Source organism: Methylobacterium sp. CM6247, assembly GCF_054817925.1.
The window spans coordinates 1,213,357-1,238,363 of record NZ_JBTXKX010000003.1 but is presented as its reverse complement, the minus strand read 5'-3'; the positions used below and the strand labels follow the sequence as shown (position 1 = coordinate 1,238,363).

23 protein-coding genes and 1 riboswitch are annotated in these 25,007 nt (G+C 68.0%); of the genes, 11 read left to right on the top strand and 12 right to left on the bottom strand.

The window, feature by feature from the left end; translation table 11 throughout:
- Nucleotides 1–68: 68 nt before the first annotated feature.
- On the bottom strand, nt 69–2,402 hold the full coding sequence (locus ACYQOP_RS06685) for a Tex family protein (RefSeq protein WP_461221802.1): 2,334 nt from the start codon (nt 2,400–2,402) through the stop codon (nt 69–71).
- Between the two features lie 211 nt (nt 2,403–2,613).
- Here ACYQOP_RS06685 and ACYQOP_RS06680 point away from each other — a divergent pair, with 211 nt between their 5' ends.
- Together ACYQOP_RS06680 and ACYQOP_RS06675 are read left to right on the top strand one after the other, a co-directional pair.
- Nucleotides 2,614–3,723 carry an NHL repeat-containing protein gene (locus tag ACYQOP_RS06680; protein ID WP_461221800.1) on the top strand — a complete coding sequence of 370 codons (1,110 nt, stop codon included), beginning with the start codon at nt 2,614–2,616 and terminating at the stop codon, nt 3,721–3,723.
- Between the two features lie 94 nt (nt 3,724–3,817).
- On the top strand, nt 3,818–4,381 hold the full coding sequence (locus ACYQOP_RS06675) for a DUF1993 domain-containing protein (RefSeq protein WP_461221798.1): 564 nt from the start codon (nt 3,818–3,820) through the stop codon (nt 4,379–4,381).
- 40 nt (nt 4,382–4,421) lie between these two features.
- On the opposite strand, the gene ACYQOP_RS06670 is transcribed toward ACYQOP_RS06675, so the two are convergent.
- From ACYQOP_RS06670 to ACYQOP_RS06660, 3 genes are all read right to left on the bottom strand, one after another.
- Complete coding sequence (locus ACYQOP_RS06670) at nt 4,422–6,434, bottom strand: TonB-dependent receptor (RefSeq protein ID WP_461225225.1); 2,013 nt, start codon at nt 6,432–6,434, stop codon at nt 4,422–4,424.
- A 241-nt stretch (nt 6,435–6,675) separates the two neighbouring features.
- Nucleotides 6,676–6,873, bottom strand: a riboswitch (cobalamin riboswitch).
- A gap of 83 nt (nt 6,874–6,956) precedes the next feature.
- Entirely contained in the window at nt 6,957–8,060 is a 1,104-nt protein-coding gene (locus tag ACYQOP_RS06665) for a catalase family protein (protein ID WP_461221796.1), read from the bottom strand.
- A gap of 167 nt (nt 8,061–8,227) precedes the next feature.
- Nucleotides 8,228–9,703, bottom strand: coding sequence for an OpgD/OpgG family glucan biosynthesis protein (locus ACYQOP_RS06660; protein ID WP_461225223.1), 1,476 nt, complete (start codon nt 9,701–9,703; stop codon nt 8,228–8,230).
- Nucleotides 9,704–9,941: 238 nt separating this feature from the next.
- Here ACYQOP_RS06660 and mdoH point away from each other — a divergent pair, with 238 nt between their 5' ends.
- On the top strand, nt 9,942–11,849 hold the full coding sequence (gene mdoH, locus ACYQOP_RS06655) for a glucans biosynthesis glucosyltransferase MdoH (protein ID WP_461221794.1): 1,908 nt from the start codon (nt 9,942–9,944) through the stop codon (nt 11,847–11,849).
- A gap of 18 nt (nt 11,850–11,867) precedes the next feature.
- Here mdoH and ACYQOP_RS06650 read toward each other — a convergent pair whose 3' ends face one another.
- Complete coding sequence (locus ACYQOP_RS06650) at nt 11,868–12,329, bottom strand: hypothetical protein (protein ID WP_461221793.1); 462 nt, start codon at nt 12,327–12,329, stop codon at nt 11,868–11,870.
- 98 nt (nt 12,330–12,427) lie between these two features.
- Nucleotides 12,428–13,576: a trans-sulfuration enzyme family protein gene (locus ACYQOP_RS06645; RefSeq protein WP_461221791.1), complete on the bottom strand. Its 1,149-nt coding sequence runs from the start codon at nt 13,574–13,576 to the stop codon at nt 12,428–12,430.
- 166 nt (nt 13,577–13,742) lie between these two features.
- Here ACYQOP_RS06645 and ACYQOP_RS06640 point away from each other — a divergent pair, with 166 nt between their 5' ends.
- Nucleotides 13,743–14,261: a TspO/MBR family protein gene (locus tag ACYQOP_RS06640; RefSeq protein ID WP_461221790.1), complete on the top strand. Its 519-nt coding sequence runs from the start codon at nt 13,743–13,745 to the stop codon at nt 14,259–14,261.
- A gap of 7 nt (nt 14,262–14,268) precedes the next feature.
- Here the strand turns inward: ACYQOP_RS06640 and hemA are convergent, their stop codons facing one another.
- A complete protein-coding gene (hemA, locus tag ACYQOP_RS06635) occupies nt 14,269–15,612 on the bottom strand; it encodes a 5-aminolevulinate synthase (RefSeq protein ID WP_056422893.1) in 1,344 nt (447 codons plus the stop codon).
- Nucleotides 15,613–15,945: 333 nt separating this feature from the next.
- On the opposite strand from hemA, the gene ACYQOP_RS06630 reads away from it, so the two are divergent.
- Both ACYQOP_RS06630 and murA read left to right on the top strand, forming a co-directional pair.
- Nucleotides 15,946–16,122, top strand: a complete 177-nt coding sequence (locus tag ACYQOP_RS06630; protein WP_461225509.1) for a hypothetical protein — start codon at nt 15,946–15,948, stop codon at nt 16,120–16,122.
- A 138-nt stretch (nt 16,123–16,260) separates the two neighbouring features.
- The gene (gene murA / locus ACYQOP_RS06625) at nt 16,261–17,550 is read left to right on the top strand and encodes a UDP-N-acetylglucosamine 1-carboxyvinyltransferase (protein ID WP_056422896.1); all 1,290 of its coding nucleotides are present in this window, start codon (nt 16,261–16,263) and stop codon (nt 17,548–17,550) included.
- A 45-nt stretch (nt 17,551–17,595) separates the two neighbouring features.
- Here murA and ACYQOP_RS06620 read toward each other — a convergent pair whose 3' ends face one another.
- Nucleotides 17,596–17,970 (bottom strand): hypothetical protein, encoded by a 375-nt coding sequence (locus tag ACYQOP_RS06620; RefSeq protein WP_207411126.1) that lies wholly within the window; start codon nt 17,968–17,970, stop codon nt 17,596–17,598.
- A gap of 217 nt (nt 17,971–18,187) precedes the next feature.
- Between ACYQOP_RS06620 and ACYQOP_RS06615 the strand changes: the two genes are divergently transcribed.
- The 4 genes from ACYQOP_RS06615 to ACYQOP_RS06600 are packed head-to-tail and all read left to right on the top strand — an operon-like array spanning nt 18,188 to nt 21,016.
- Nucleotides 18,188–18,697 (top strand): DUF2948 family protein, encoded by a 510-nt coding sequence (locus ACYQOP_RS06615; RefSeq protein WP_461221786.1) that lies wholly within the window; start codon nt 18,188–18,190, stop codon nt 18,695–18,697.
- Nucleotides 18,697–19,992 carry a histidinol dehydrogenase gene (gene hisD, locus ACYQOP_RS06610; protein WP_461221785.1) on the top strand — a complete coding sequence of 432 codons (1,296 nt, stop codon included), beginning with the start codon at nt 18,697–18,699 and terminating at the stop codon, nt 19,990–19,992. The genes ACYQOP_RS06615 and hisD overlap by 1 nt, the downstream gene beginning before the upstream one ends.
- A 7-nt stretch (nt 19,993–19,999) precedes the next feature.
- The gene (locus tag ACYQOP_RS06605) at nt 20,000–20,515 is read left to right on the top strand and encodes a UPF0262 family protein (protein ID WP_056422904.1); all 516 of its coding nucleotides are present in this window, start codon (nt 20,000–20,002) and stop codon (nt 20,513–20,515) included.
- Nucleotides 20,516–20,554: 39 nt separating this feature from the next.
- On the top strand, nt 20,555–21,016 hold the full coding sequence (locus tag ACYQOP_RS06600; protein ID WP_056422907.1) for an arsenate-mycothiol transferase ArsC: 462 nt from the start codon (nt 20,555–20,557) through the stop codon (nt 21,014–21,016).
- Here the strand turns inward: ACYQOP_RS06600 and ACYQOP_RS06595 are convergent.
- A complete protein-coding gene (locus tag ACYQOP_RS06595; RefSeq protein ID WP_461225221.1) occupies nt 20,994–21,860 on the bottom strand; it encodes a C40 family peptidase in 867 nt (288 codons plus the stop codon). The genes ACYQOP_RS06600 and ACYQOP_RS06595 overlap by 23 nt on opposite strands.
- 291 nt (nt 21,861–22,151) lie before the next feature.
- Between ACYQOP_RS06595 and ACYQOP_RS06590 the strand changes: the two genes are divergently transcribed.
- Nucleotides 22,152–22,484, top strand: a complete 333-nt coding sequence (locus ACYQOP_RS06590; RefSeq protein WP_200919017.1) for a hypothetical protein — start codon at nt 22,152–22,154, stop codon at nt 22,482–22,484.
- A gap of 4 nt (nt 22,485–22,488) precedes the next feature.
- On the opposite strand, the gene ACYQOP_RS06585 is transcribed toward ACYQOP_RS06590, so the two are convergent.
- The 3 genes from ACYQOP_RS06585 to ACYQOP_RS06575 form a co-directional block, all read right to left on the bottom strand.
- A complete protein-coding gene (locus tag ACYQOP_RS06585; protein ID WP_461221783.1) occupies nt 22,489–23,175 on the bottom strand; it encodes an SDR family oxidoreductase in 687 nt (228 codons plus the stop codon).
- An 88-nt stretch (nt 23,176–23,263) separates the two neighbouring features.
- On the bottom strand, nt 23,264–23,980 hold the full coding sequence (locus tag ACYQOP_RS06580) for an MgtC/SapB family protein (protein ID WP_461221781.1): 717 nt from the start codon (nt 23,978–23,980) through the stop codon (nt 23,264–23,266).
- Nucleotides 23,981–24,028: 48 nt separating this feature from the next.
- Nucleotides 24,029–24,931: an alpha/beta fold hydrolase gene (locus tag ACYQOP_RS06575; RefSeq protein ID WP_461221779.1), complete on the bottom strand. Its 903-nt coding sequence runs from the start codon at nt 24,929–24,931 to the stop codon at nt 24,029–24,031.
- Nucleotides 24,932–25,007 lie beyond the last annotated feature (76 nt).

The window sequence follows — 25,007 nt, the reverse complement described above, 5'->3', positions numbered from 1 at the left end:
CTCACCGAAGGCACGACGAGGTGCCTTCGGTCCTCTCCCCGCGAGCGGGGAGAGGGGAATGCGCACCGTCAGCGGCGTCCCCGGTCCTTGCCCTCCGCCGCCCGGCGCAGGGCCTCCGCCAGGGCACCGTCGGGGGCCGGGCCGCGTGGCGCCGGGGCTGGTGCAGGTCGCTGCTGGGGCCGTGACGAGGACGGGCGTTCCTCCGGCCGCCCGCCGCGCGGCGCACCCGCTTCCTCCGAGCGCATGCTGAGCGCGATGCGCTTGCGGTTGGCATCCACCTCGACGACGCGCACCTGCACCACGTCGCCGGGCTTCACCACCTCGCGCGGATCCTTCACGAACCGGTCGGCCAAGACCGAGATGTGGACGAGACCGTCCTGGTGGACCCCGATATCCACGAAGGCGCCGAAGGCGGCGACATTGGTGACGACGCCTTCGAGGCGCATGCCGGGCCGGAGGTCCGAAATCTTCTCGACGCCCTCCTGGAAGGTCGCGGTCTTGAAGGCCGGGCGCGGATCGCGGCCGGGCTTTTCCAGTTCCAACAGAATGTCGGTGACGGTGGGCAGGCCGAAGGTCTCGTCGGTGAAGCGCTTCGGGTCGAGGCTCTTCAGGACGGGACCGTTGCCGATGACGGCCTGGATGGGCTGTCCGGCGGCGGCGAGGATGCGGCGCACCACCGGATAGGCTTCCGGATGCACGCCCGACGCGTCGAGGGGATCGTCGCCGTCGCGGATGCGCAGGAAGCCGGCGGCGAGCTCATAGGCCTTGGGCCCGAGGCCGGCCACCTTCTTGAGGCTTGCGCGGGTGCGGAACGGACCCTTCTCGTCCCGCGTCGTCACGATGTTGGCCGCGACCCGCTCGGAGAGACCGGAGACGCGGGCGAGCAGGGGCGCGGAGGCGATGTTCACGTCGACGCCGACGCCGTTCACGCAATCCTCCACCACCGCATCGAGGGCCTTGGAGAGCTGGCCCTCGCCGAGATCGTGCTGATACTGACCGACGCCGATGGCCTTCGGCTCGATCTTCACCAGTTCGGCGAGCGGGTCCTGCAGGCGCCGGGCGATGGAGACAGCCCCGCGCAGGGTCACGTCGAGGCCCGGCAATTCGGCACTGGCATAGGCAGAGGCCGAGTAGACCGAGGCGCCGGCCTCCGACACCATCACCTTAGTGAGGTTCAGTTCCGGCTGTTTGGCGATGAGTTCGGCGGCGAGCTTGTCGGTCTCGCGCGAGGCGGTGCCGTTGCCGATCGCGATGAGTTCGACCTTATGGGCGCGGCAGAGCTTGGCCAGCGCGACGAGCGCGCCGTTCCAGTCGCGGCGGGGCTCGTGCGGGTAGATCACGTCGGTGGCCGCGACCTTGCCGGTGGCATCCACCACCGCGACCTTCACCCCGGTCCGGAACCCCGGATCGAGGCCGAGAGTCGGCCGGGCTCCAGCGGGAGCAGCCAGGAGCAGATCGCGAAGGTTGCCGGCAAAGACGCCGACCGCGCCGGTCTCGGCCACCTGTTTCAGGCGTCCGCGCAGATCGGTGTCGAGGGCGGGTTTCAGCTTGGTGCGCCAGGTCCGGCGCACGGTCTCCATCAGGAAACGGTCCCCCGGCCGGCCGTGATCGCCGATGCGGAAGGCGCGGGCGATGCGGAGTTCCTGCCAGGAGGGCACGCCCTTCTCGGCCACGTCGCCGGGGGCGTCGGTGATGTCGAGGTCGAGGATGTCCTCCTTCTCGCCCCGGTACAGGGCCAGGATGCGGTGCGAGGGCAGGCGCGTGAGCGGTTCGGAGAAGTCGAAATAGTCGGCGAACTTCTCGCCGGCCGCTTCCTTGCCCTTCTTGACGCTGGAGGTCATCCGGCCGCGCTGCCAGACCGTGTCGCGCAAGGCGCCCACCAGTTCCGGGTCTTCGCCGAACCGCTCGATCAGGATCGTGCGGGCGCCTTCCAGGGCGGCATCCACGTCGGCGATACCCTTGGCCGCATCGACGAAGGCGGCGGCGGCCTGTTCCGGCGCGCGTTCGGGATGGGCGAGCAGCGCCTCCGCCAGGGGGCCGAGCCCGGCCTCGCGGGCGGCTTGCGCCTTGGTGCGGCGCTTCACCTTGAACGGCAGGTAGAGGTCTTCGAGCCGTGCCTTTGTGTCGGCGGCGAGGATGCGCGCCTTCAATGCCGGGTCGAGCTTCCCCTGGCCGTCGATGCTCTCGAGGATGGCGGCGCGGCGCGCCTCCAGGTCGCGCAGATAGGCGAGGCGCTCTTCCAAATCGCGGAGCTGGGAATCGTCGAGGCCGCCGGTGACCTCCTTGCGGTAGCGCGCGATGAACGGCACCGTCGACCCGCCATCAAGGAGTTCGACGGCGGCAGCGACCTGCCGCTCGGCGACCTTGAGCTCCGCCGCGATGGTTGCAGTGATGGCGGCCATGGAATCCTCGCGCGCGTGAAGGGGCCGCGGTGTCTACAGGCCGGGCCGGAGAGCGGTCAAACCGGAGGGGTGATCCGGTGGATTCTCGAAGGCCGATCCTGGTGACAAATGCCGCGTGTCGATACCGATCGGTCAGGTGCGGTCGATGGACAAAGGCCCCGGCCCGGCGGAGACTTACTTCAACAAAAAACGGGTTTGGGAGAGAAATGCCATGAGGCTCAGGCTTGGTCTGGCCGTGCTCGCTGTCGCCTTCGCGGGGGCGGCCTCAGCGGAGCCCCCGAAGTTCCAGGTCGATCCCGTATGGCCTAAACCCTTGCCGAACAACTGGATCATGGGTCAGGCGTCCGGCGTCGCGGTGGATGCCGAGGACCGGATCTGGGTGGTGCAGCGCCCGCGCTCCCTCACCGATGACGAGAAGGCCGCCAGCCTCACGCCGCCACGTACCAAATGCTGCCACCCCGCTCCGCCCGTGCTCGTCTTCGACCAGGCGGGCACCCTCGTCCGGTCATGGGGCGGGCCGGGCGAAGGCTATGATTGGCCGCAGAACGAGCACGGCATCCATATCGACCACAAAGGCTTCGTCTGGCTCGCCGGCAACGGCGAGCAGGACGGGCTGATCCTGAAATTCACGCCGGAGGGGAAATTCCTCCTGCAGATCGGCAAGCAGGGTCCCCAGACCAACAGCCTCGACACGACCCGCCTCGGACGGCCCGCCGCCATGCAGGTGGACCCCGAGACCAACGAGCTCTTCGTCGCCGACGGTTACTTCAACCACCGGGTCATCGTGTTCGATGCCGAGACCGGAGCGTTCAAGCGGATGTGGGGCGCCTACGGCAAGCCGCCCACCGACGAGACCCTGCCCGCCTACGACCCGGCCGCCGCCCCGGCGCAGCAATTCCGCAACCCGGTCCATTGCATCCAGATCGCCCGCGACGGGCTGGTCTATGTCTGCGACCGGGCCAACGACCGGGTCCAGGTGTTCCGCCGCGACGGCAGCTTCGTGAAGGAGTTCTTCGTGGAGAAGACCACCCGCGCCAACGGCTCGGTCTGGGAACTGGCGCTCTGGCCCGACCCCGACCAGACCTACCTCCTCAACGCGGACGGCGCCAACAACGAGGTCCGCACCCTCAAGCGCGACACCGGCGAAGTGCTCGGCGCCTTCGGCCGCAACGGCCGCATGGCCGGCGACTTCCACTGGGTCCACAACCTCGCCGTGGACAGCAAGGGCAACGTGTTCACCACGGAGGTGGACACGGGCAAGCGCGCGCAGAAGTTCTTGTTCCGGGGGGAGATGGTGGTGCGGAAGCGGGTGGGGCCGTAGGGGTCGGAATGGGAAAAAGTGGGCCTCGACTTATGGTGTTCGCTCTCGCGGAAATAGGGTAGGCGTTGAAGTAGCCGTCGCCGCGAGACTGATTATGTCGCTGACTAACCTTCTGGTACCGACCTACAGGAACATGTTGCGGACGCTGGCCGGGCTGCTGGACAAGGCAGAGCATCAGATGGTGGATCCCGCCAATGGTCTGCTTTCGGCGCGTCTGGCACCAGACATGTATCCGTTGGCGTCACAAGTGTGCTTTGCCGCCTACCAAGCTCAGGAGGCGACGTTCCGCCTTCGCGGTGAGGACATTCCCCTATCGCTCGCCGCCGTGGCGGCCGAAGGGCGTAATGCCGGCGAGGTGCCCGGATCAATGGCGGATGCACGGGCTCGTATCACCGAGGCATTGGCGCTTTTGGACGGCCTCCCGAACGATGCCCTCGATGCCGGCGCGACTCTGCCAATCGTGATCGAGCTTCCGGGTAACGTCACGTTCGACATGACCGGTGAACATTATGCTCGGGATTGGGCTCTGCCTCAGTTCTACTTTCACATCGTCACCGCCTACGCCATCTTGCGGCATCACGGCATCACACTCGGCAAAGCCGATTATGTGCCTCACATGTTCGCATATCTCCGGCCCGGATCACTGCCATCAGCATGACCGGAGAGCGGCTTGGCTGCCCGCAACCCGCTCCCATTCTTCAAAACCGCCCTGCCACCGTCAACCGCACCGCCATCGGCTCCACCGGATGCAGATGCGTGTCCGCTACACCGTCGGCCGGCTCGCCGCGCAGGCGCGACTCGTAGAAGTAATCGATCTGGCTCGCCTTGACGTTGAGCAGGTTGAGGATGTCGAGCTGCACCGTGAGGCCGTTCTCGAAGTTGTAGCCGATGCGGCCATTCACCAGCGTGGTCGGCTTCGAGCGGACGGAATTGTCCTCGATGAGCGGGCGCGGCCCGAAATAGCGAAGCCGCATCGTGCCGAACCAGCCGAGCGCCTCACCGAGGGTAAAGCCGGCCGCCGCGATGGCGGTTGGGGCGGCGGGAATGCGGCTCCCCGCTGGGTCGCGATCGGCGAAGCGGGCATGGGTGACGGTAAGGTCGGCATCGACGGCGAGCCAGGGCGTGACCGCGTAGTGGTTGGTCCACTCGATGCCGGTGCGCCGGCTCGGGCGGCTCGGCTCGGTGGTGCCGGCATCACCCACGAACAGGTTCTCGGAATCGAAATCGAGCTGGAACAGGGTCACGGTCGATTCGAGGCCGGCGATGGAGCGGTTGCGCAAGCCCACCTCCGAGCCCACGGAGCGCACCAGCAGCGGCACCCGGTCGAGGGGGAACAGAGGGTTGCCCGGATCGACCGTAATGGTCGCGCCCCGCGCGTCGTTGGAATGGAAGCCCTCGCCGTAATTCACGAACAGTTCGGTCTCGGCCCAGGGGCCGAACACGACGCCGAGCTTGGGGCTGACGATGCCGTCCCGCGCATGGCCTGAGTTCAGCGGATTGTTCGATCTCACGCTCGCGTCGTAGGCGTCGGCGCGAAGGCCGACGCTGGTGCGCAGCCAGTCGGTCCAGCGCAGGCGATTCTCGAAGTAGAGCGCGGCGCTGCCCTCCTGCACGCGGTCGTCGCGCACGGTGGAAAGCGAGGTGCGCGCCCGCGTGTTGAACAGGCCCACATGGATGTCGTCGAACCGGGTCTGCACGCCGATCTCGTTCTCCATGGGCAGGCCGAGCAGTTCGCCCTTGAACACCCTGGCGATCTCGCCGCCGGCGACGGTGCGGCTGTCGAGCTGGCGGAACTGGTCGCCGTTGACCGGGTCGTTGAGGAAATAGGTGAAGTTGTTGAACAGGTTGAGGTTCGAGCGGATGACGTAGGCGCTGGCGCGGGTGACGCCGCCGTCGTCCGACCGGCTCCAGCGGCCCGACAGGGAGAAGCGGCTGGCATCGCCGCCATCGCTCGGATCGAGAGTGCCGAAGCGGCCGATCACGCCTTCGGAAATGGCCCGCTGCGGAACCTGGTTCGTCGCCGTCCAGCGGTTGGAATAGGCCATGCCGGTGAGGGAGAACCCGTCGAGGGCAGTGCCCTGGCTGTAGCGGAGAACGCCGTTGAGCTTGCGGATGTCGTCCGGCACCACCCAGGGGCCGTCATAGACCTGAGCCTCGCCGGCGGCGAGGAGCGTCCCCTCCCCGAGGGGTGCGGAGGCGATGGTGAGGGCCCGCTTGTAGCCGAAGCTCCCGATGGAGGTGAGCGCGAGTGGGCGGGGCACTGCGTCGATCGTGTCGATCCGCACCGATCCGGCGGAGGCGAAATCCCCGTCACGGGCGAGATACGGGCCCTTGTGGAACTCCACCGCGCCGACGAGTTCGGGAATGAGGAAGTTGATGTCGGCATAGCCCTGGCCGTGGCCATGGGTGCGCATGTTGGCCGGCATGCCGTCGATGGTGATGGCGATGTCCGTGCCGTGGTCGAGGTTGAAGCCGCGCAGGAAGTACTGGTTGGCTTTTCCCTCGCCGGAATGCTGCGTGACGATGAGGCCGGGCACGGCCTCCAGCACCTCGCCGGGGCGGGTCACCGGGCGATCGTTGAGGGCCCTGCCGGTGATGACGCCCGAACTCGACGTCAGCGCGGGAGCGGACAGGGCGCCAAACGCTTCGGCCCCGCCGGCTCCGCCCGTGGCTCCGCCGAGACCGGGACCGGCGGCAGGGGGCGGACGCATGTCGGCGGCCACGGAGAGTTCGTCGAGGGTCGCCTCGGCGGTGGTGGCCGTCCCGGACTGGGCAAGAACCGGCGAGGCGGATGCCAGGAATCCGAGGGCGAGGAGCGGAGGGACGAGACGAACGGACACAGGCGGAGACCTCGGGCAACGGCAGTGGCACGTCACCGCGAACGAAGCCGATCCCTGCGCGCGAGCGCAGGCGCCGACACCCCACCAGGACACCCCGCCCGATGCGTTTCGCGTGTGACCACGACTGACGGCAGGTCTCCTGGCTCACGGGTCGACGCCCTCTCATCGTCTTCCCAGGTGGATCACCCAGTGACGTGTTGATGATGGGCTCGCCGCTTACAGTTGCGGGGGCAGCCGCGGCATCGGGCCAAGACCCTCACCGCGTTCCCTTTTGATCCTCGCAAGAGGAACCGTCAGCGTCAGGCTAGGTCGGCCGCGACGAGACGGTCAATTGCGAGATGATCCCGCACCGATCATCGCCGCTGCCCTGTCGCATTGCAGCAACGTCCGGCGTCACTCCGGCAGAGCGTCGAGATTCTTTGGCTCCTCGATGCGGCGGCCGTTCTTCTCGGCCCGGAAGCGCTTGCCCATCTCGTAGGCCGATTTGCGCATGCGCATGATCCCGCCGAGCGGCCGGTGCGCGGCCAACCCGTGCCAGGGGCTGAACGATAGACCGTCATCGACGTAAGCCGCGCGGGCCTCGCTCCAGCTCGCCTGCGGCGCGGCGGTGAGGGTGGCGATGGTGCGGTAGGGGCTCGCGGTCTCAGGCCAGACCACGGAGGCGTCCTCCACCGGCATGTCGTCGAGGTTCAGGCACAGCTGCGCCCGCAATTCCCAGGTGCCGCCGTGGATGCGAAAATGCTCCATCACCGCCTCGCGGATCGCGTCGGCGGCGCTCGTGTCGTCCAGAGGCTTGTTCGCCAGCGCCCTCATTTCGGGAGAGACCGGGACGAGGGAGATCTTGGCGATGTGATCGCCGAAGCGCAGCGGGACCTGACTGTAGAAACTGTCGCCGAGGAGATGCGTCTCGGGCTGCCCACCGAGGGTCGCCAGGGTCGGGCTCGGCGAACCGGTGGTCGCGACGACCGCGCTCTGCACACCCCGAAGCGCCGCCGATGCGGCCTTCTTCAGTCCCTCCGCCCGATCGGTGGTCTTGGCGAGGCGCTTCAGCGTCGCGAGGAACGGCTTCGGTCCCGGCGCCGAGAAGGCCGGCCCATTGACGAGCACGAAATCCTGCGTGGCATCCCCTTCCGACCCTTCGAGACGCTCTCCCTCGACACCGAGGACCTTGATCGCCGTGCCGCGCGGGGTGGAGACGCTGTCGTCCAGGATATCACCGGGGATGGTCGAGAAGCGCATCACCACCGGATAGCGCCCCGGCTTCGCGAACAGGCCCTGCGCCAGTTCGGGGGACAGGTCGGTCGCCACCTCCAACTCGGCCCTCAGCGCGCCATGCGCCTTGGCATGGACGCTGCGGATAGCATGACCGCCATCGGCGAGCGTCTTCTCGCTGATGGAGCGCATGGTCTCGTTCAGGGCCCGGCTGGTCTCGGCCTCATCGGCTTCGGGGATCTCGACGGCGGGCGTGTAGCGCAGGTAGGGGGTCTCGGTCGCCAAGGGTGCTGCTCCGGGGAATGGCGGATTCCGCGCCCCGAGGCGTTTCGACGGCCTCGAGAGAACCGTGCGGCTCCGCAACTTGGTGTTGTTCCAAGGTAGGACTCCCCGGCCGGTACTCTCGTTCCGATCCCTGTCGCACCTCGCCAAGTCGTGAGGTTGCCCGGCGATCAGGCGGCGTTGTCCCAGGTCTCGCTGATCGGGCGACCGGCGCGCATGAGGCGCGCGCGCAGGACGACGTCGCCGGGCGGCAGCGGCGTCGGCGGGCGCCATTCTACGTAGAGACGCCAGCCACCCGTCTGGGGCACCCGTTCCACCACCGGATCGACCATGGTGCCGGCACTGGCCGAGACCTCGGCCGCGATGTCACCGTCAGGGCCGGTGGGCAGGCCCGGCCCTTCGAAATCGATGACGTAGAGGCGCCGCTCCGGGCTCGGCGGCGTGGTCGGGCGCAGGCGCTCGGCCGAACCGACGCGGGTGGAGACCACCCGGGCGAGCGCGCTTAGCACGGCGGTATCCGGTTCGGCCCCCACGGTGGCGAGGGTGTAGGCGAGGTCGAGGGCACTCCCCGCCGCGACGGCAGCATCCGGCACGAAGGCAGCGACGATGTTGTCCATGTACTCCTCGCGGGACGGGATTTCGAAGAGTTGCACCGCTCCGGCGCCGAACCCCGCCTGGGGCGTGACCCAGAGGCCGGGCCGGGCCTCGTGCCGGGCCTGGACATCAAGATAGGCGGCAAAGCTTCGCTCGCGCTGGAACAGCCCGAACCCGTCGAGGGGATCGGTGCGGAAAGCCGAGATCTGCGGCTCTCTCCGTCCGTTGCTCAGGGGGCGCCACAGGCGATCGTCCTTGGTCGCCACCACGAGCCCGTCCGAATCGTGAACCTGGGGCCTGAAATCGTCGAACGGCTCGGCTCCGCGCGCGCCCGGACCGTTCGCGCCATGCAGGAACATGCTGGTGAGTGGCGCGAGGCCGAGACGCGGGATCGCGGCGCGGGGATGCAGCGAGGCGGTGACGACCATTCGCGAGGTCTCGCCGGGTTCCACCACGAAGCGATAGGCACCCGCGAGACTCGGTGAATCGAGGAGCGCCAGGATCGTGACGCCGCGGGAATCGGCCTTCGGCTCGCAGATCCAGAACGCCGTAAAGTCCGGAAATTCCTCCGCGCCTGGACCGCCGGTCTGGATCGCGGCACCGCGCGCCGACAGGCCGTATTCCTGCGTCTTTCCGCGAAGCCGAAAATACGAGGCGCCGAGGAAGACTAGGAATTCTTCCTGATTAGCCGGCTTCGCACCATCGAAGGCGTGATGCAGCCGGAAGCCGGCAAAGCCAAGATCGCGCGGAAAAACCTGCCCTGCGAGATCGGAGCCGAGATCGAACAGGCCCGACTGGTAGAGGATCGGCTGCGGCGGCCCGTCCGGCGGCTGAAGGAACAGGGCGACGCGCTTCTTCTGCAGGAAGCCGCGATGGAACAGCTGCAGCGAGAATGAACCGCTGAGGCGCGGGGCTGCGTCGGGACGGAAGGTGATCGCGCGGTAACCGTCGTAGCTGAGGCCAGCGAGGGGTGCCGGGAGATCCTCCAGAGCGGGCCGGTAGGGTGCGCCTGCGAGGCGGCGGGCCTGGGCCACGACGCCCTCGAAGGTCATCGGCCCGTCACGGGGAGGGTCGACTTTATCGGCGGCCATCGTTCTGGCGGTATTCAGGTCGACGGCACTAGGCATTATCATGCCTGCGGCCACGCTGAGCGCGGTTTGCAAGGTCTGTCGCCGCGAGGGGGCATCACGCTCCGAACGCTCGTCTTCACCGTCGCCCCGTATCATCGATGTCCTTCGCTTCATGATGGACGACGGCCCCTCTCAGCCTCGATCGAGTGTCCAGCGCCCCATGTCCATCACGCGGTTGTCGCACGACGCATCCCCGGTCGGAATCCCGAACCCGGCGATTCCCGAAAGTCAGTCCGGCGAGGCCCCTTCGCTGCTGATGCGGCGGCTCCTGCTGGCCCTGCCGACCCTGGCCACCGCGGCCGCGATCTCCTGGCTCGCTTTGTCCGCTTACGGACGCCCGGACGGCATTCTGGGTTGGACCGTGCTGGTCCTGTTCGGCCTCGTGATGACGTGGCAATCCTTCGTCGCCTGGCAATACGTCTACGGACTCGTGGCGGCGGGGCTCGGCGATGACGCCAAATCCGCGATCGAGATCCGCTCGGCCACGGTTCCGGCCACCGCCTCGGGCCTCAGCCGCACGGCTGCCGTGGTGGCGATCCATGCCGAGGATGCGGTGGCGGTGTTCGCCGCGTTGCGTGTCATGGCCCGCTCGCTTCAGCGTGGCGGCGGCGACGGGTCCGATATCGACATCTTCGTCCTCTCCGACACGCGTGACGGTGCCATCGCGGCGGTGGAGGAGCATGAATTCGCCCGGATCGAGGCATGGGCGCGTCTGAACGGCCCTGGCCTGCCGCGCGTCCGCTACCGGCGGCGCCAGGACAATGCGGGCCGCAAGGCCGGCAACATCGCCGAGTTCTGCAAGTCCTACGGCTCGGAATACGATTTCATGATCGTGCTCGATGCCGACAGTCTGATGACCGGCGCCACCATGCGCCGCCTCGCCCGGTTGATGGAGGAAGCGCCCAAGGTCGGGCTGATCCAGACCGTCTCCTACGCGACCGGCCGGGACACGCTGTTTGCCCGCATCCAGCAATTCGCCGTGCGGCTCTACGCGCCGCTGTCGATCCGCTGCCTCGAGACCTGGCAGGGCGCGGATGGAAGCTATTGGGGCCACAACGCGATCCTGCGGGTCGCGGCCTTCGCCGACAATGCCGAACTGCCGGTGCTGCCCGGCAAGGCACCGCTCGGCGGCGAGATCCTGTGCCACGACATCGTCGAGGGCGCGCTCCTGCGCCGGGCCGGCTGGGAGGTCCGCCTCCTGCCGGAGATGGGCGGCACCTGGGAGGAGATGCCGACGAACCTCGTCGATCTCCTCGGGCGTGAACGGCGCTGGTGCCAGGGCAACATGCAGCACCTGCGCATCGCCACCCTGCCGGGTCTTCGGGCGGCGAGCCGCTGGCACCTGATGGTCGGGATCCTGTCCTACCTCGCCTGCCCGCTCTGGGTGCTGTTCCTCGCCACCGCCTCGATCCAGGCCGCCGTGACCGGCGATCTCGGCCTCATGGCCTATGGACTCACCGGGACGGGCCTCGCCGCCCACGCGCTGGCTGCCCTCGTTGTCGCCGTGCTGGCCCTGCCGAAGCTTCTCAGCCTCGGTCACGTCCTGGCGTCGTCGACCCGCCGTGCGGCCTTCGGCGGCACGGCCTCGCTGCTGAAGAGTGCCGTGCTCGAACAGATCGTCTGGGTGCTGCTCTGGCCGATCATGACGGTCTTTGCCGCCGGCGCCGTCGCCACCACCTTCATTGGCCGCGTGGTGCGCTGGGATTCGCAGGTGCGCGACGACCGTCAGGTGCCGTGGTCCGAGGCGATCCGCCTGCAGGTGGACGCCCTGGTGGCGGGCGCCCTGCTCGCCGGCCTGCTGGTCTATGCCGGCGACCCCTGGCTCGCCCTGTGGATGGGGCCGGTGGCCCTCGCCCTGCTCACGAGCCCGGCCTTCAGCGTGCTGACCAGCCGTGCCGATCTCGGCCGCGCCTCGCAGAGGAACAACCTGTTCCTGTCTGTCGACGATACGGACCGTGCCGCCGAACTCCTGGACCTCGCATCGGTCCGCCGGGGCGAAGAGCGCAGCAAGCCCGTTCGCCCGGACGTCTGGGCAAGCGCGGAGGCGGAAATCTCCGCACCGCGATGAGGTCAGAGGAGTGAGAGGCTAGGGTTTCTCCAGCACTTCGATCGGGTTGGTGCGCTGGCTCGGCTTCGGCTCGGCGGTGGCGGCGCCGGCATTCCCATCCGCCTTTTCGCGCCGGGCGCCGGAACTGGTATCCGCGCCCGGTCCGGTGCCCTGGGTCGGCACCGTGCCGCTCGCCAGTTCGAGGCAGGTCACCATCTCCACGTAGGACGGGAAGCCGCCGGCCTCGAACTGCTTCTCGCACTGCCTCTTGGCGGCTGGTGAATAGTCGCCCCATCGGCGCTGGGCTTCCTTGCGCGCCGCCTCCTCCGAACGGAGGCAGCCTTCGACGGTGGAAGTGTCGCTGACGCTGGCTTCCGCGCGGACCGACGACTTGCAGGTCGCCTGCACGTCGAGCTTGGGCGGCCCATCGGCGGCCAAGGCGGCCCCGGTGAGAGCGACGAACGCGAGGGCACCGGTCAGAAGGGGAACAGGGTATCGCATCGGCTCGTCCTCGCTCGCATCGCGGCGACCGCCCGGCGGCGGTCCGTCCCTCGCACAATGCGCGAAGGGCGGGATCGCACCAAGAACCGACGAGGAAATCAGCCGAGGGCCGCGTCCAGATCGGCGTACAGGTCGTCCGCATGCTCGATCCCCACCGAGAGCCGCAGCAGATCGGGCGGACATGGCGTGCCCGGTCCTTCCACCGAAGCGCGGTGCTCGATCAGGCTTTCGACGCCGCCGAGCGATGTGGCGCGCTTCCACAGGCGCACCCGCGCCGCCGTGGCGATGGCTGCCTCCTCGCCGGCCGCGACTCGGATCGACAGCATGAAGCCGAAACCGCCCTCCATCTGGCGTGCCGCCACCGCATGGCCGGGATCGTCGGGGAGGCCGGGATAGAGCACCGACGCCACGCGCGGATGCGCCGAGAAGCGCCTGGCGAGGTCCGCCGCATTGGCCGATTGCGCGGCGACCCGCAGAGGTAGGGTCCGCAGCGAGCGCATGAGGAGATAGGCCTCGAATGGCCCGAGGATCGCCCCACCGCCGGCACGGATCGCGCCGATCCGCTCCCAGAACGCATCGGTGCGCGCTGAAGCGAGGACACCGGCGACAACGTCCGAATGACCGTTCAGAATCTTGGTGGCCGAATGCATGACGATGTCGGCCCCGAGCGTCAGGGGCCGCGTGTGGATCGGCGAGGCGGCAGTGGAATCGATGGCGAGACGCGCCCCCGCTCCGTGCGCGATCTCGGCCGCGGCGGCAATGTCGGTGATGGTCCAGAGCGGATTGCCGGGTGTTTCCACCCAGACGAGCTTCGTCGTGCCCGGCCTGATCGCAGCCCGCAGGGCGTCGAGATCGTCCATGGCGACGAAGTCGAGGCCCCAGCCCCGGCGCGGCGCTTCCTGCTGGAGCCAGCGCTTGAGCGCCCAGTACATCACGAGGGGGGCGACGATATGGTCTCCGGGCTCCAGGGCCGAGAAGACGGCCGTGGCCGCCGCCATGCCGGAGCCGAACAGCATCGCGCCGGCCTCCGCCTCCTCCAGCATGGCGATGACGGCCTCCGCCTCGCGGGTCGTGGCGTTGTCGGGCCGGGCATAGGAGAAGCCCGAACTGTAGCCGTTGTCGGGATCGCGGATGAACGTCGTCGAGACATGGAGCGGTGCCACCACCGCCCGCGTCACCGCATCGACATGGCCCATGGCCTGCGCGGCGAGGGTACGCTTGGTGAAGGGAGTGGTGGACTCAGTCATCGGACCATCCGTACGTTGAGGACGTTGGGGTGTCATCGCCAAGAAGCTCGGGCAAGAAACCTGGGCATGAAACCCGGGCATGAAACCGGCCTCGGCGAAACCCTCGCCAACAGAGAACGCCCTCGCGCCCTCGCGTTTCGAAGCCTCAGAGGAATGATCTACGCCGATGACGTCCGCCCTCGATGTTCCGGAACGGCCCGCCTTCTCCTTCTGGCCTCGCCTCGCGATCGCCATCCTGCCCGTGGTGGCCACATCGGTGATCGGCTCGCTCAGCACCACGCCGAACATCGAGGGCTGGTATGCCGGCCTGACGAAGCCCGGCTTCAACCCGCCGAACTGGCTGTTCCCGGTGGCTTGGACGATCCTCTACGCGATGATCGCGCTGTCGTTCTGGCGTTTGCTCGGAGCGTCTCCGGCGACGGGTCCGATGCGGCGGGGTTGGTGGCTGGCGGTCGGTGCCTTCCTCGCCCAGCTCGCGCTCAACGCAGCCTGGTCGCCGGTCTTCTTCTCGGCCCATGCCCTCGGCTGGGCGGGAATCGTCGCCGGGGCGATGCTGGTGATGATCCTTTGGACCATCCGCCTGTCCTGGCGCTTCGACCGGTTCGCGGCGTGGCTGCTCGTGCCCTACGCCGCCTGGGTCGCCTTCGCGACTCTGCTCACCGTCACGCTCTGGCGGTTGAACTGATCGATTCCTACTCCGCCGCCTCGACGAACACCGTGCCGGCGCGCGGCAGGTCGAGCGTGTCCCAGGTCTCCGTCAGGGCCGCCGTCAGCTTGGCGATGCGGGCTGCGTCGTGGAACGGCGAAGGCGTGATCCGCAGGCGCTCGGTGCCGCGCGGCACGGTGGGGTAGTTGATCGGCTGGATGTAGATGCCGTGCTGTTCGAGAAGGTGGTCGGCCGCCGCCTTGCACAGCTCGGCATCGCCCACCATCACCGGCACGATATGGGTCTCGGTGGGGAGGACCGGCAGGCCCGCCTCTTCCAGCGCGGCCTTGGTGAGGGCGGCCTGGCGCTGATGCGCCGCGCGCTCCACCTGCGAGCGCTTGAGGTAGCGCACCGAGGCGCGGGCCGCCGCCGCGATGGCCGGCGGCAGGGCGGTGGTGAAGATGAAGCCCGGGGCATGGCTGCGCACGGCGTCGCACAGCACGGTGGAAGCGGTGATGTAGCCGCCGACACAGCCGAAGCCCTTGGCCAGGGTGCCCTCGATCACATCGACCCGGTGCATCACCCCGTCGCGCTCGGCGATGCCGCCGCCGCGCTCGCCGTAGAGCCCCACCGCATGGACCTCGTCGAGATAGGTCATGGCGCCGTACTTGTCGGCGAGGTCGCAGATGGCGGTGATGTCGGAGACGTCGCCATCCATCGAATAGACGCTCTCGAAGGCGATCAGTTTGGGGCGGTCGCCCGCTGCGATCAGCAGTTCCTCGAGATGGGCGAGATCGTTGTGGCGGAAGATGCGCTTCTCGCAGCCGGAATGGCGCACGCCCTCGATCATCGAATTGTGGTTGAACGCATCCGACAGGATCAGACAGTTCGGAATCAGCTTGGCGATGGTGGAGATGCCGGCCTGGTTCGAGACGTAGCCTGAGGTGAAGACGAGGCCCGCCTCCTTGCCGTGCAGATCGGCGAGCTCACGCTCCAGATCCACCAGCGGCGAGTTGTTGCCGGCGATGTTGCGGGTGCCGCCGGCGCCGACGCCGCATCGGGCGGCGGTCTTGGTCATGGCCGAGACCACGTCCGGATGCTGGCCCATGCCAAGGTAATCGTTCGAACACCATACGGTGATTTCGCGGGTGCCACCGTCGGGACGGCGCCAGTTGGCGGTGGGAAAACGTCCGGCGATCCGCTCGATATCGGCGAAGACCCGGTAGCGCCGCTCGTCGTGCAGCCGGTCCACCGCCCTGCGGAAGTAGCCTTCGTAATCGGTTCGTCCGTGCCCGAACGACGCGCGGGTAGAGGATCCTTCGGACGAAGGATCACGGGGCGTCGTCGTATCGCTGATCATCGTCATCGCGGGCATCCGATTCACGGGCATCCGTCCTTCACGCTATGGCCGACCGCATGTCAGCGCCGCTCTAGGCGGCCTCGGCATCCGCTCGTCTGCATTCAGCAGCAGCATCGTTACAAAGGGCTTGTTCCGAAGCACCAAACTCTCCGCTGCAGGCCTCGTCGATATGAGTCCCGCTGGCGCAACGATCTCGCTTCGCATGGCGCGGAAGGAATCAGACGGTGCTGATTTCGACGCCACGGCCCTGACGATACAGGCGAACTTGGAATTGGTTCAAGTCGACTCCTGCATTCCAGCTCTGCGCCTGTTGAGACCGGGTCGCAAAGCCGGTATTTCGCCCTGGCGACGAAGGGTCGCGCAGTGATCGCCATGAAGAACGACGCCACGCGGAACGAGCGATTGAAGGCGGCCCTGCGGGACAACCTGAAACGGCGCAAGGCGCAGACGAGGATCCGTGGGCAGGCAGCGACTGCAACGGAAACCGGCGATGCCGCCGAGCGACCGGACGCGAAGCCGGATCGCGACGGAGACGGCTGACGATCCTTTTTCGGACAAAACTCACGTATAGGCGGCTCGATAAGGCCGTGCCGCGAGCGCACCGCTACCGTTTGCAGAACCAGGATGGCGCCGCCCTCTCGTTACGGGGAGGGGCGTGACGCCGCGCGAAGGACGACGATGGACCGGATCAACATCATCGGCGGAAAGCCGCTCCACGGCGTCATTCCGATCTCGGGCGCCAAGAACGCCGCCCTGCCGCTGATGATCGCGAGCCTGATGACGGGGGAATCCCTCGAACTCATGAACGTGCCGCGCCTCGCCGACATCCACGCCCTGCTGCGCATCCTCGGCAATCACGGTGTCGACCACATGGTGGTGGGCAAGCGCCCGGGCGATACGACGGAGACCGGCCAGACCATCCGGCTCACCGCCTCCAACGTCATCGACACCACCGCGCCCTACGAACTCGTCTCCACCATGCGGGCGAGTTTCTGGGTCATCGCGCCGCTGCTCGCACGGTTCGGCGAGGCCCGTGTCTCGATGCCCGGTGGCTGCGCCATCGGCACCCGCCCCATCGATCTCATGCTGATGGCCCTGGAGCGCCTCGGCGCCACCGTGGAAATCGACGGCGGCTACGTCGTGGCGAAGGCCAAGAGCGGCCTGCGCGGCGGCGAGATCCATTTTCCCAAGGTCACGGTGGGCGGCACCCATGTGGCGCTGATGGCGGCGGCGCTCGCCAACGGATCGACCCTTATCGAGAATGCCGCGCGTGAGCCGGAAGTCGTCGATCTCGCCGATTGCCTCATCAAGATGGGCGCCAGGATCTCGGGGGCCGGCACCCCGCGCATCACCATCGAGGGTGTCTCGCGCCTCAACGGCGCCCGCCACACCGTCCTGCCGGACCGGATCGAGACCGGCACCTACGCCATGGCGGCCGCCATGGTGGGGGGCGACGTGACCCTGGAGAACACCCGGGCCGACCTGCTGCACAGCGCGCTCGACGTGCTGACGACGACGGGCGCCGAGATCACCAGCACCGCCGACACGATCCGCATTCGGCGCAATGGCGGCGGCATCGCTGCGGTGGACGTGACCACGGACCCGTTCCCCGGCTTCCCCACCGACCTCCAGGCGCAGTTCATGGCGCTGATGACCCTCGCCAAGGGCCAGTCCCACATCCGCGAGACCATCTTCGAGAACCGCTTCATGCACGTGCAGGAACTGGCGCGCCTCGGGGCCAGGATCCGGCTCGAGGGCGATCTCGCCATCGTCGACGGGGTGGAGCGCCTCAAGGGCGCGCCCGTCATGGCGACCGATCTGCGCGCCTCGGTCTCCCTCGTCATCGCCGGCCTCGCCGCCGAGGGCGAGACCAGCATCAACCGCGTCTATCATCTCGATCGCGGCTTCGAAGCGCTCGAAGCCAAGCTCGGCCGCTGCGGCGCCGAGATCAGCCGCATCCGCTCCTGAGCCTCTCCTGTCCGGGAGGCGGTCCTCGCCTCCCGGACAAGGACACTATTCCAGTACGTTGCCGCGCTTGGGGCCGAATCCCGGGATGTCGCAGCGGCAGGGCGACTGGATCGGGCTCGGATAGGCGGGGCAATTGCCGCGCGCCGTGACGCAGACGCTACCCATGCGCTGGCGTCCGTATCGCTGCTGCTGCACCGGCCGACGCTCGCCATCCTCGTAGGGCCGGGCATAGCCATCGTAGCGATCATAGCCCCGCGGCCGGTCGTCGCCGTAGGGCGAACGGCCACGAGGCGACCTGTCGTAGCCATCGTCGATGCGGAACTGGACCTGCGCCTGGGCCTGCCCCAGGCCGAGGGCCGTCGTCGCCGCCAGGGCGGTCAGGGCGGCGAAGGCGATGCGGCATACGGGTCCGAGAATCATGGTGGTGGATGTCCCAATCGAGAGTACGGCGAAAGACTAACCTGTTCCGCATGAACGCCGTCTGACGTCGCCCCCCGCAAACGGCCCATATCGCCGGCACGCCGTAATTGTTCCGGGCCGCGCAGTTGCCGCAGGGCGGCCGCCTCGCTACCTACGGCCGACCCTCTTCCACATCCGGCGCCCGATCCGGCGGCGTCCGGCCAGATGCGAACCCGACATGGAGCTCCTCAAGCTCGCTGCCCTCGACGCGGAGGATCTCGCGATCCTCTCGGCCCATCTTCAGGATGCGGTCCTGCTCCCGCAGGATCTCGCTTATCTCGCACCGTCACACCGCTTCGTGCTGGTGGGGCGGCGTTTCGACTGGTCGGCCCCGGAGGGGGAGGCCCCGCGCCGTCGCCTCACCGGCCTCCATTTCGAGCGGGTCATGGCCGTGCGCGCGCGCGGAATCACGCCCGGCTCCACCTCCGACGAGCCTCTCAACCTTCTGGCCGTCACCTTCCAGCCGAAGGAGGAACCCTCCGGCACCATCACCCTGGTCTTTGCCGGCAAAGTAGCGATCCAGCTCGATGTGGAATGCATCGAGGCGCGGCTGAAGGATCTCGGTCCGGTCTGGGAGGTGGAAGGCCGCCCCGATCACGAGGCGGCGCAAGCCGGCCGTGCCGCGATCCAAGGTCATGCGGGTACGGCTCCCTCCGACAAGGACAACGTCGTGAAAGATTCTGCCTGATGGTGCGCCTCGACAGCCGCGACGCCGATTTCGCCGCCGCCTTCGCCGGTCTTCTCAGCGTCAAGCGCGAGATCTCCGAGGATGTGGACGAGACCGTTCGCGGGATCATCGCCGGTGTGATCTCCGGGGGCGACGCCGCCCTGGTGGACTACACCCGCCGCTTCGACCGGCTCGGCGAGGACTTCTCCGCCGCGACCCTGCGGGTGACCCCGGATGAGGTACGGGCTGCCATCGCCGCCTGCCCGGCCGAGTCCCTCGATGCCCTGCGGCTCGCCGCGACCCGCATCGAGGCGTTCCATCGCGGCCAGGTACCCGGCGACCACATGGCCACCGACGATCTCGGCGTGACGTCCGGCTGGCGTTGGACGTCGCTGGAATCGGTGGGGCTCTACGTGCCCGGCGGAACGGCGAGCTACCCCTCTTCCGTCCTCATGAACGCCATTCCGGCTCGCGTCGCCGGGGTCCCGCGCGTCGTCATGGTCGTGCCGATGCCCGAGGGACAGATGAACCCCCTGGTCCTGGCCGCGGCGGACCTTGCCGGCGTCACCGAGATCTACCGGATCGGCGGAGCCCAGGCCGTGGCGGCGCTCGCCTACGGCACCGAGACCATCGCCCCCGTGGCCAAGATCGTCGGACCGGGCAATGCCTGGGTGGCCGCCGCCAAACGCCGGGTGTTTGGGCAGGTCGGAATCGACATGATCGCTGGTCCGTCCGAGGTGCTAATCCTCGCCGACGGTCATGCCAACCCCGATTGGGTCGCCGCCGACCTGCTGGCCCAGGCCGAGCACGATGTCGCCGCCCAGTCGATTCTCATCACCGATTCGCCCGCCCTCGCCGACGCCGTGGAGAGCGCCGTGGAACGGGCTCTCGCCACCCTGCCACGGGCCGACATCGCTAGGGCGAGCTGGCGCGATTACGGCGCGATCGTCCTCGTCTCGGATTTCGAGGAGGCCGTGCCCCTGGTCGACCGCCTCGCCCCGGAGCATCTGGAGATCGAGACCGCCGACCCGGAGGCCCTGGCCGCCAAGGTCCGCAATGCCGGTGCGATCTTCCTCGGCAGCCATACGCCGGAAGCCATCGGCGATTACGTCGGCGGCCCGAACCACGTCCTGCCCACCGCCCGCTCGGCACGGTTCTCCTCGGGCCTCGGCGTGCTCGACTTCATGAAGCGGACGACGATCCTGCGCTGCGATCCCGCCGCGCTGAGGGCCTTGGGGCCGGCAGCCATCGCGCTGGGACGGTCGGAGGGCCTCGACGGCCACGCCCGCTCGGTCGCGATCCGCCTGAATCTGTGAGGGGACGATGGCCGGCTCAGAACAACCAGAAACGGGACAAGCGGCAGAGAAAGCGTCGTCCATCCACCGCCTCGCGGCGGTGACCTTCGACGAGGATTCCATCGGCCGGGGCAATCCCGATCAAGAGCACGAGCGCGCCATCGCGATCTTCGACATCTTGGAGGAGAACCACTTCTCCATTCCCGGACGCGAGGGCCCGTACGCCCTCACCCTCGGCCTCGTGGAGAACAAGCTCTCCTTCGCGATCCGCCGGCAGGACGGCGAGCCGGTGATGACCCATCTCCTGTCGCTGACCCCGTTCCGCCGGGTGATCCGCGACTACGAGATGATCTGCGAGAGCTACTACAACGCGATCAAGACCGCCTCGCCGACCCAGATCGAGGCGATCGACATGGGACGGCGCGGCCTGCACAACGAAGCCTCCGAACTCCTCCGGCAGCGCCTCGAAGGCAAGGTCGATCTCGACCACGACACCGCGCGACGCCTGTTCACCTTGGTCTTCGCCTTGCACTGGAAGGCGTGAGCGCCCTCCCCGTCGTTTGAAGCCCGAGGTAGTCACCGGATGGCGGAAGAGGCCGGCCCGAAGAAGACGCGCGTGCAGTCGGTGCTGTTCATGTGCAACTTCAACGCTGTGCGGTCCCTCGCGGCGGAGGCGGTGGCGCGTCACTATTTCGGCAAGTCCACCTATGTGCAGTCGGCGGGCGTCCGTTCGGGCGAGCCGGCAGACCCGTTCATGGTTGCGGCCCTCGACGAGATCGGCATCAACGCCTCGAAACACCGGCCCCGGACGCTCCTCGAACTCGAGGAGTGGGAGGGGCTGAATTTCGACCTCATCATCACCCTGTCGCCGGAGGCGCACCACGCGGCTCTGGAGGTCACGCGGACGAACGCCGTCGATGTGGAATATTGGCCGACGCCGGACCCGACGCTGATGCAGGAAGCCTCGCGCGATCAGCGCCTCGAAGCCTATCGCGACGTCCGTGACGGGTTGATCACCCGAATCAAGGCCCGGCTGAAACCGTGATGCGCCGGAGCGAGGTCACCGCGCCGTAGCTCTTCTCGGCGATGCGCTCCACCGCCACCGCCAGGGGCTCCACCGCCACCGCCATGTGGTGGCCGTTGGCGTGGATGAGGCGGGTCTCGTCCAGCATCATCCCCACATGGCCGCGCCAGAAGACGAGATCGCCCCGGACCAGGCCGTCGAGGTGCTGGGGCAGCGCCGTGCCGAGAGCCGCTTCCTGCTGGTCCGCGTCGCGGGGAGACGGAATGCCCGCCATGGCGAGGCAAAGTTGGACGAGGCCCGAGCAATCGAGCCCGAGACTGGTGCGCCCGCCCCAGAGATAGGGGGTGCCCACGAGACGCTCGGCGGTTGCGGCAGGGTCGGACTCCACTGTGCCGACCGGGACGCAATGATCGGCGAAGACGTAAGAGCCCTCCGCCAAGCGCAGGAACTCGCCCTCCTGCTCGGTGACGCCCAGCCCTGCGCCGAGGCTCACGTGCCGGAGTGGTGGCCGCTTCATGTTTGCGGCCGGATAGAGGAAAGTCCGAATGGCCGTCACCCGATGGGTCGGGGACGGGACGCCCGGGGCGCAGGATTCCGCCGGCAGGTAGCCGACATAGCCGTCGGATTCGAACTGTACGAAGGTGAAGCCGTCGCTCGTGTCGTAGAGGGTCAGGGGATCGCCCATGACCGCTTCGGTCTCGATGCCGGCGTCGAGACTCGGTCGCCGCCGCAAGGGCGCGGATGCCACGATGAGCCGGCCGGGCTGCCCGGCTACATAGCGGTCGGCGTCGATCCGGCCGCGAAGGCGGAGATCGGCGAGGTCGGGGCGGGCCGGGACCAGCCTGGAATCGGTGAGATCGGTGATGGGAAACATGATGGGCGCAGTATCGACGGGAGCCTGACGGCGCGCAACGCATCGGACGAGGCCCCAACGGAGCCACTGGAATATGCGTCATAATGACGCGTCTTTTGCTCCTCCGATGGGCATTCGCTCAGGCAATCGAATAGGGAAATGGCATCCCGGCCTCGATCTGGCGGAAATTCCGACTCCAACGATGGGGAATGCGCGAAACGCGTGGGTGCATCGTTAAAATGGTGCAATGCACCGGAGCCCCTGTCGCGCTATCCTCGGCTTATGTCGAGCGTGGGCCGAGTCGTGAAGAAGACGCCGAAATCCTTCCAAGACCTGCCCCCGATCCGCGTGCGGCGCGAACCGCCCACGATCCCCGAGGCGGTCGCTGCCGCGCAGGATCTCGCGGACGATCTCGAACAGCAGGTCGAGATTGCCGCTGGCCTGATCGGACTTCCCCTCGACGAGGTGCGCCCGCACGTGCTCGCCGCCGGGAAGCAGAAGCCCGAGAAGATCTCCGAGCGCATCCTCACCGCCGGCAGCCCGAGCCGGGCGCCGCGCACCGTCATCGTCGAGCGTCGTACCCGCCCGCCCGTCGTGGTGGAACGGCGCGGCCGTCCCCTCGACGGGCGGCGCTGACCGCCTACCAGGTCAAGGTCGCGCCGGTATAGTCGAGATAGGCGATGCCGGGTTTGCCGAGCCGGTTCTCGATGACGTCGGCCAGACCGGCGACGCTCGTCGCCACGTCGAGATCCGCCTCCTCGCCGCCCATCTCCGTGCGGACCCAGCCGGGATGGAGAAGGACCACGCCGAACCCTTCGTCGCGGTGACGGATCTCGAAACTGATGGCCAGCGTGTTCAACGCCGCCTTGCTCGCGCGGTAGGTCTCCCATCCGCCACTCTCGTTGAGGGAGACGCTGCCGAGGACGGAGCTCATGAAGGCGATGAGACCGTTGCCCGCCAGCCGATCGCGAAACCGTTCGGCGAAGCGGATCGGGCTGATGGCATTGGTGAGGTAGACATGCGCGGCGACCTCGCGTGGGACCTCATGAGCAGGATCGTGCGCCTGGGTCGCCACGCCGGCCACCACGAAGATCAGGTCGTAGCGTTGGTGAGCGAGCCGATCGTGGAGAGTGGCAACCGCCGCGTCATCATCGATATCGGCGGTCTCGATGCCGAGCGCGTCGGAGGCCAAAGCCGCCAATCCGGCGGAAGGCGAGCGCTGGGTGGCGGTGACCGCCCAGCCGCGCGCGAGGAACGTCTCCACCAATCCGAGGCCCAGGCCGCGCGAGGCCCCAACGATCAATGCGTTCCTGCGTGTTCCGGCCATGGTTGGGGTCCTCCATCGCCGGGGCGAAGCCCGGCATCACGGGCCTAGGTTGGTCTTTTCCTCACAGCGGCAATGGCGGCGGACGCGCTCAATCGGCGGTCTGGACCGACCAGGTGGCGTGGCTGATCCGCTCGTCGCGCTCCAGCCCGGCCACCACCGCGTCGAGTTCGGCGGACTCCACCGCCGTCGCCACCAGGGTCGCCACCACCTCAACCGTCTCCTCGCCGCGTTCCACCACCTCGGTGCCTCCAACAGGATAATGCGCCGCCTCCAGCCGTTCCACGAGAAGGTCACGGGCGGGGCCGGCATGCTCGGCCGGCACCGTGACCTGAACCTCGTAGGTGGCCTCGGTCTGGCTCTCGTCGATGGGGACGCGGTTGATGGCGTTGACGAGGGGCCGCAACAGGGTGTTGCCGGACAGGATTGCCACCGTGACGAAACAGGCCTCCAGGGGGAAGTCGGCCCCGGCGAAGGCCCCCACCGCCGCCGAGCACCAGAGGGTGGCCGCGGTGTTGAGGCCACGCACGTTCATGCCCTCCTTCATGATGACGCCGGCCCCGAGGAAACCGACGCCGGAGATGACGTAAGCGACCGTGCTCACCGCGCCGCGCGTGCCTTCGAGGCGCATGCCGAGATCGACGAAGGCCGCCGCCCCCACCGCCACCAGCACATTGGTGCGCAGGCCCGCCGTACGCTGGCGATATTGCCGTTCGGCCCCGATCATCGTGCCGAGCACGAAAGCGACGATGAGGCTGACGGCGGAATTCACGAATTCCGGCAGCGGCGAAGCGAGAAGCGCAGTCATGGGCGCTGCATGTCGCCCGCCCATGACGAAACGGTGACGCTTCGCGCGTCAGCCACCGAGGAAGGCCCGCAGGGCCTCGAGCGTCTCGGGGGCATTCTCCTCCGCGAGGAAATGCCCCGATGTGATGTCCACGGCCTCGGCCTTCGGCGCGAAGGTCCGCTGCCACGCCGCCAGCGGGGTTTCATGAGAATGGTCGAGATAGCCGTCGCCGGTGAGGATCAGCGTCGGGCAGGAGAGGGTCTTTCCTGCCGCGAGGTCGTCGAGGTCGGCCTCGCGGTCGCGGGTCGCGCCAGCGCGGTAATCCTCGCAGAAGGCGTGGATGCGCTCGGGCACGTTCCAGTTCTCGCGATAGAGGCTCAAGGCTTCCGGGGCGAAGGGGTCGAGGCTCCGGGCATTGCTCCATTGCCGAAGGAGGCCTTCGAAATAGGCGACCGGATCGCGGCCGATCTCCTCCTCCGGACCGGGGGCCGGTCGGGCCAGGGATGCCCAATGCGACGACACGTCGGGATCGGCTTCGATCCGCTCCCACTGAACGAGGGTGGGTAGGATGTCGAGAAGGGCGAGGCGCTCGATCCGGCCCGGCTCGTCGAGGGCGAGTCGGTAGCCCACGCGCGCGCCGCGATCGTGACCCACGAGTGCGAAGCGGACATGGCCGAGCCGCTCCATGATCGCCACCACGTCGCGACCCATGCGGCGCTTGGAATAGGCCTCGTGATGGGCATCACCTTTGGGCGCTTCCGACCAGCCGTAGCCTTTCTGATCGAGGCACACCACGCGATGGGTCTCGGCCAAAGCCGGCGCGATGCGGTGCCAGCAGGCATGGGTCTGCGGAAATCCATGGAGGAGGATCACGGGAGGTGCATCCTCACGACCGCCGCTGCGGGCGAAGAAACGGCCCTCCTGAATGTCGATCCAGTCCGCGCTGAAGCCGGGGAAGAGGTCTGTACTCATGGTCTGCTCCAGTCTGCCCGCTGGGTTGGCACGGAAACCGGGAGGTCGGCCCTCGGTTTCCACCGACGTCTAGCAG

What these genes read in the sequence shown, in the direction of transcription:
- ACYQOP_RS06685 (WP_461221802.1), bottom strand. Translation starts at nt 2,402, where the DNA reads ATGGCCGCCATCACTGCAACCATCGCGGCGGAGCTCAAGGTCGCCGAG.
- ACYQOP_RS06680 (WP_461221800.1), top strand. Translation starts at nt 2,614, where the DNA reads ATGAGGCTCAGGCTTGGTCTGGCCGTGCTCGCTGTCGCCTTCGCGGGG.
- ACYQOP_RS06675 (WP_461221798.1), top strand. Translation starts at nt 3,818, where the DNA reads ATGTCGCTGACTAACCTTCTGGTACCGACCTACAGGAACATGTTGCGG.
- ACYQOP_RS06670 (WP_461225225.1), bottom strand. Translation starts at nt 6,434, where the DNA reads ATGCGTCCGCCCCCTGCCGCCGGTCCCGGTCTCGGCGGAGCCACGGGC.
- ACYQOP_RS06660 (WP_461225223.1), bottom strand. Translation starts at nt 9,703, where the DNA reads ATGACCTTCGAGGGCGTCGTGGCCCAGGCCCGCCGCCTCGCAGGCGCA.
- mdoH (WP_461221794.1), top strand. Translation starts at nt 9,942, where the DNA reads ATGTCCATCACGCGGTTGTCGCACGACGCATCCCCGGTCGGAATCCCG.
- ACYQOP_RS06650 (WP_461221793.1), bottom strand. Translation starts at nt 12,329, where the DNA reads ATGCGATACCCTGTTCCCCTTCTGACCGGTGCCCTCGCGTTCGTCGCT.
- ACYQOP_RS06645 (WP_461221791.1), bottom strand. Translation starts at nt 13,576, where the DNA reads ATGACTGAGTCCACCACTCCCTTCACCAAGCGTACCCTCGCCGCGCAG.
- ACYQOP_RS06640 (WP_461221790.1), top strand. Translation starts at nt 13,743, where the DNA reads ATGACGTCCGCCCTCGATGTTCCGGAACGGCCCGCCTTCTCCTTCTGG.
- hemA (WP_056422893.1), bottom strand. Translation starts at nt 15,612, where the DNA reads ATGCCCGTGAATCGGATGCCCGCGATGACGATGATCAGCGATACGACG.
- murA (WP_056422896.1), top strand. Translation starts at nt 16,261, where the DNA reads ATGGACCGGATCAACATCATCGGCGGAAAGCCGCTCCACGGCGTCATT.
- ACYQOP_RS06620 (WP_207411126.1), bottom strand. Translation starts at nt 17,970, where the DNA reads ATGATTCTCGGACCCGTATGCCGCATCGCCTTCGCCGCCCTGACCGCC.
- ACYQOP_RS06615 (WP_461221786.1), top strand. Translation starts at nt 18,188, where the DNA reads ATGGAGCTCCTCAAGCTCGCTGCCCTCGACGCGGAGGATCTCGCGATC.
- hisD (WP_461221785.1), top strand. Translation starts at nt 18,697, where the DNA reads ATGGTGCGCCTCGACAGCCGCGACGCCGATTTCGCCGCCGCCTTCGCC.
- ACYQOP_RS06605 (WP_056422904.1), top strand. Translation starts at nt 20,000, where the DNA reads ATGGCCGGCTCAGAACAACCAGAAACGGGACAAGCGGCAGAGAAAGCG.
- ACYQOP_RS06600 (WP_056422907.1), top strand. Translation starts at nt 20,555, where the DNA reads ATGGCGGAAGAGGCCGGCCCGAAGAAGACGCGCGTGCAGTCGGTGCTG.
- ACYQOP_RS06585 (WP_461221783.1), bottom strand. Translation starts at nt 23,175, where the DNA reads ATGGCCGGAACACGCAGGAACGCATTGATCGTTGGGGCCTCGCGCGGC.
- ACYQOP_RS06580 (WP_461221781.1), bottom strand. Translation starts at nt 23,980, where the DNA reads ATGACTGCGCTTCTCGCTTCGCCGCTGCCGGAATTCGTGAATTCCGCC.
- ACYQOP_RS06575 (WP_461221779.1), bottom strand. Translation starts at nt 24,931, where the DNA reads ATGAGTACAGACCTCTTCCCCGGCTTCAGCGCGGACTGGATCGACATT.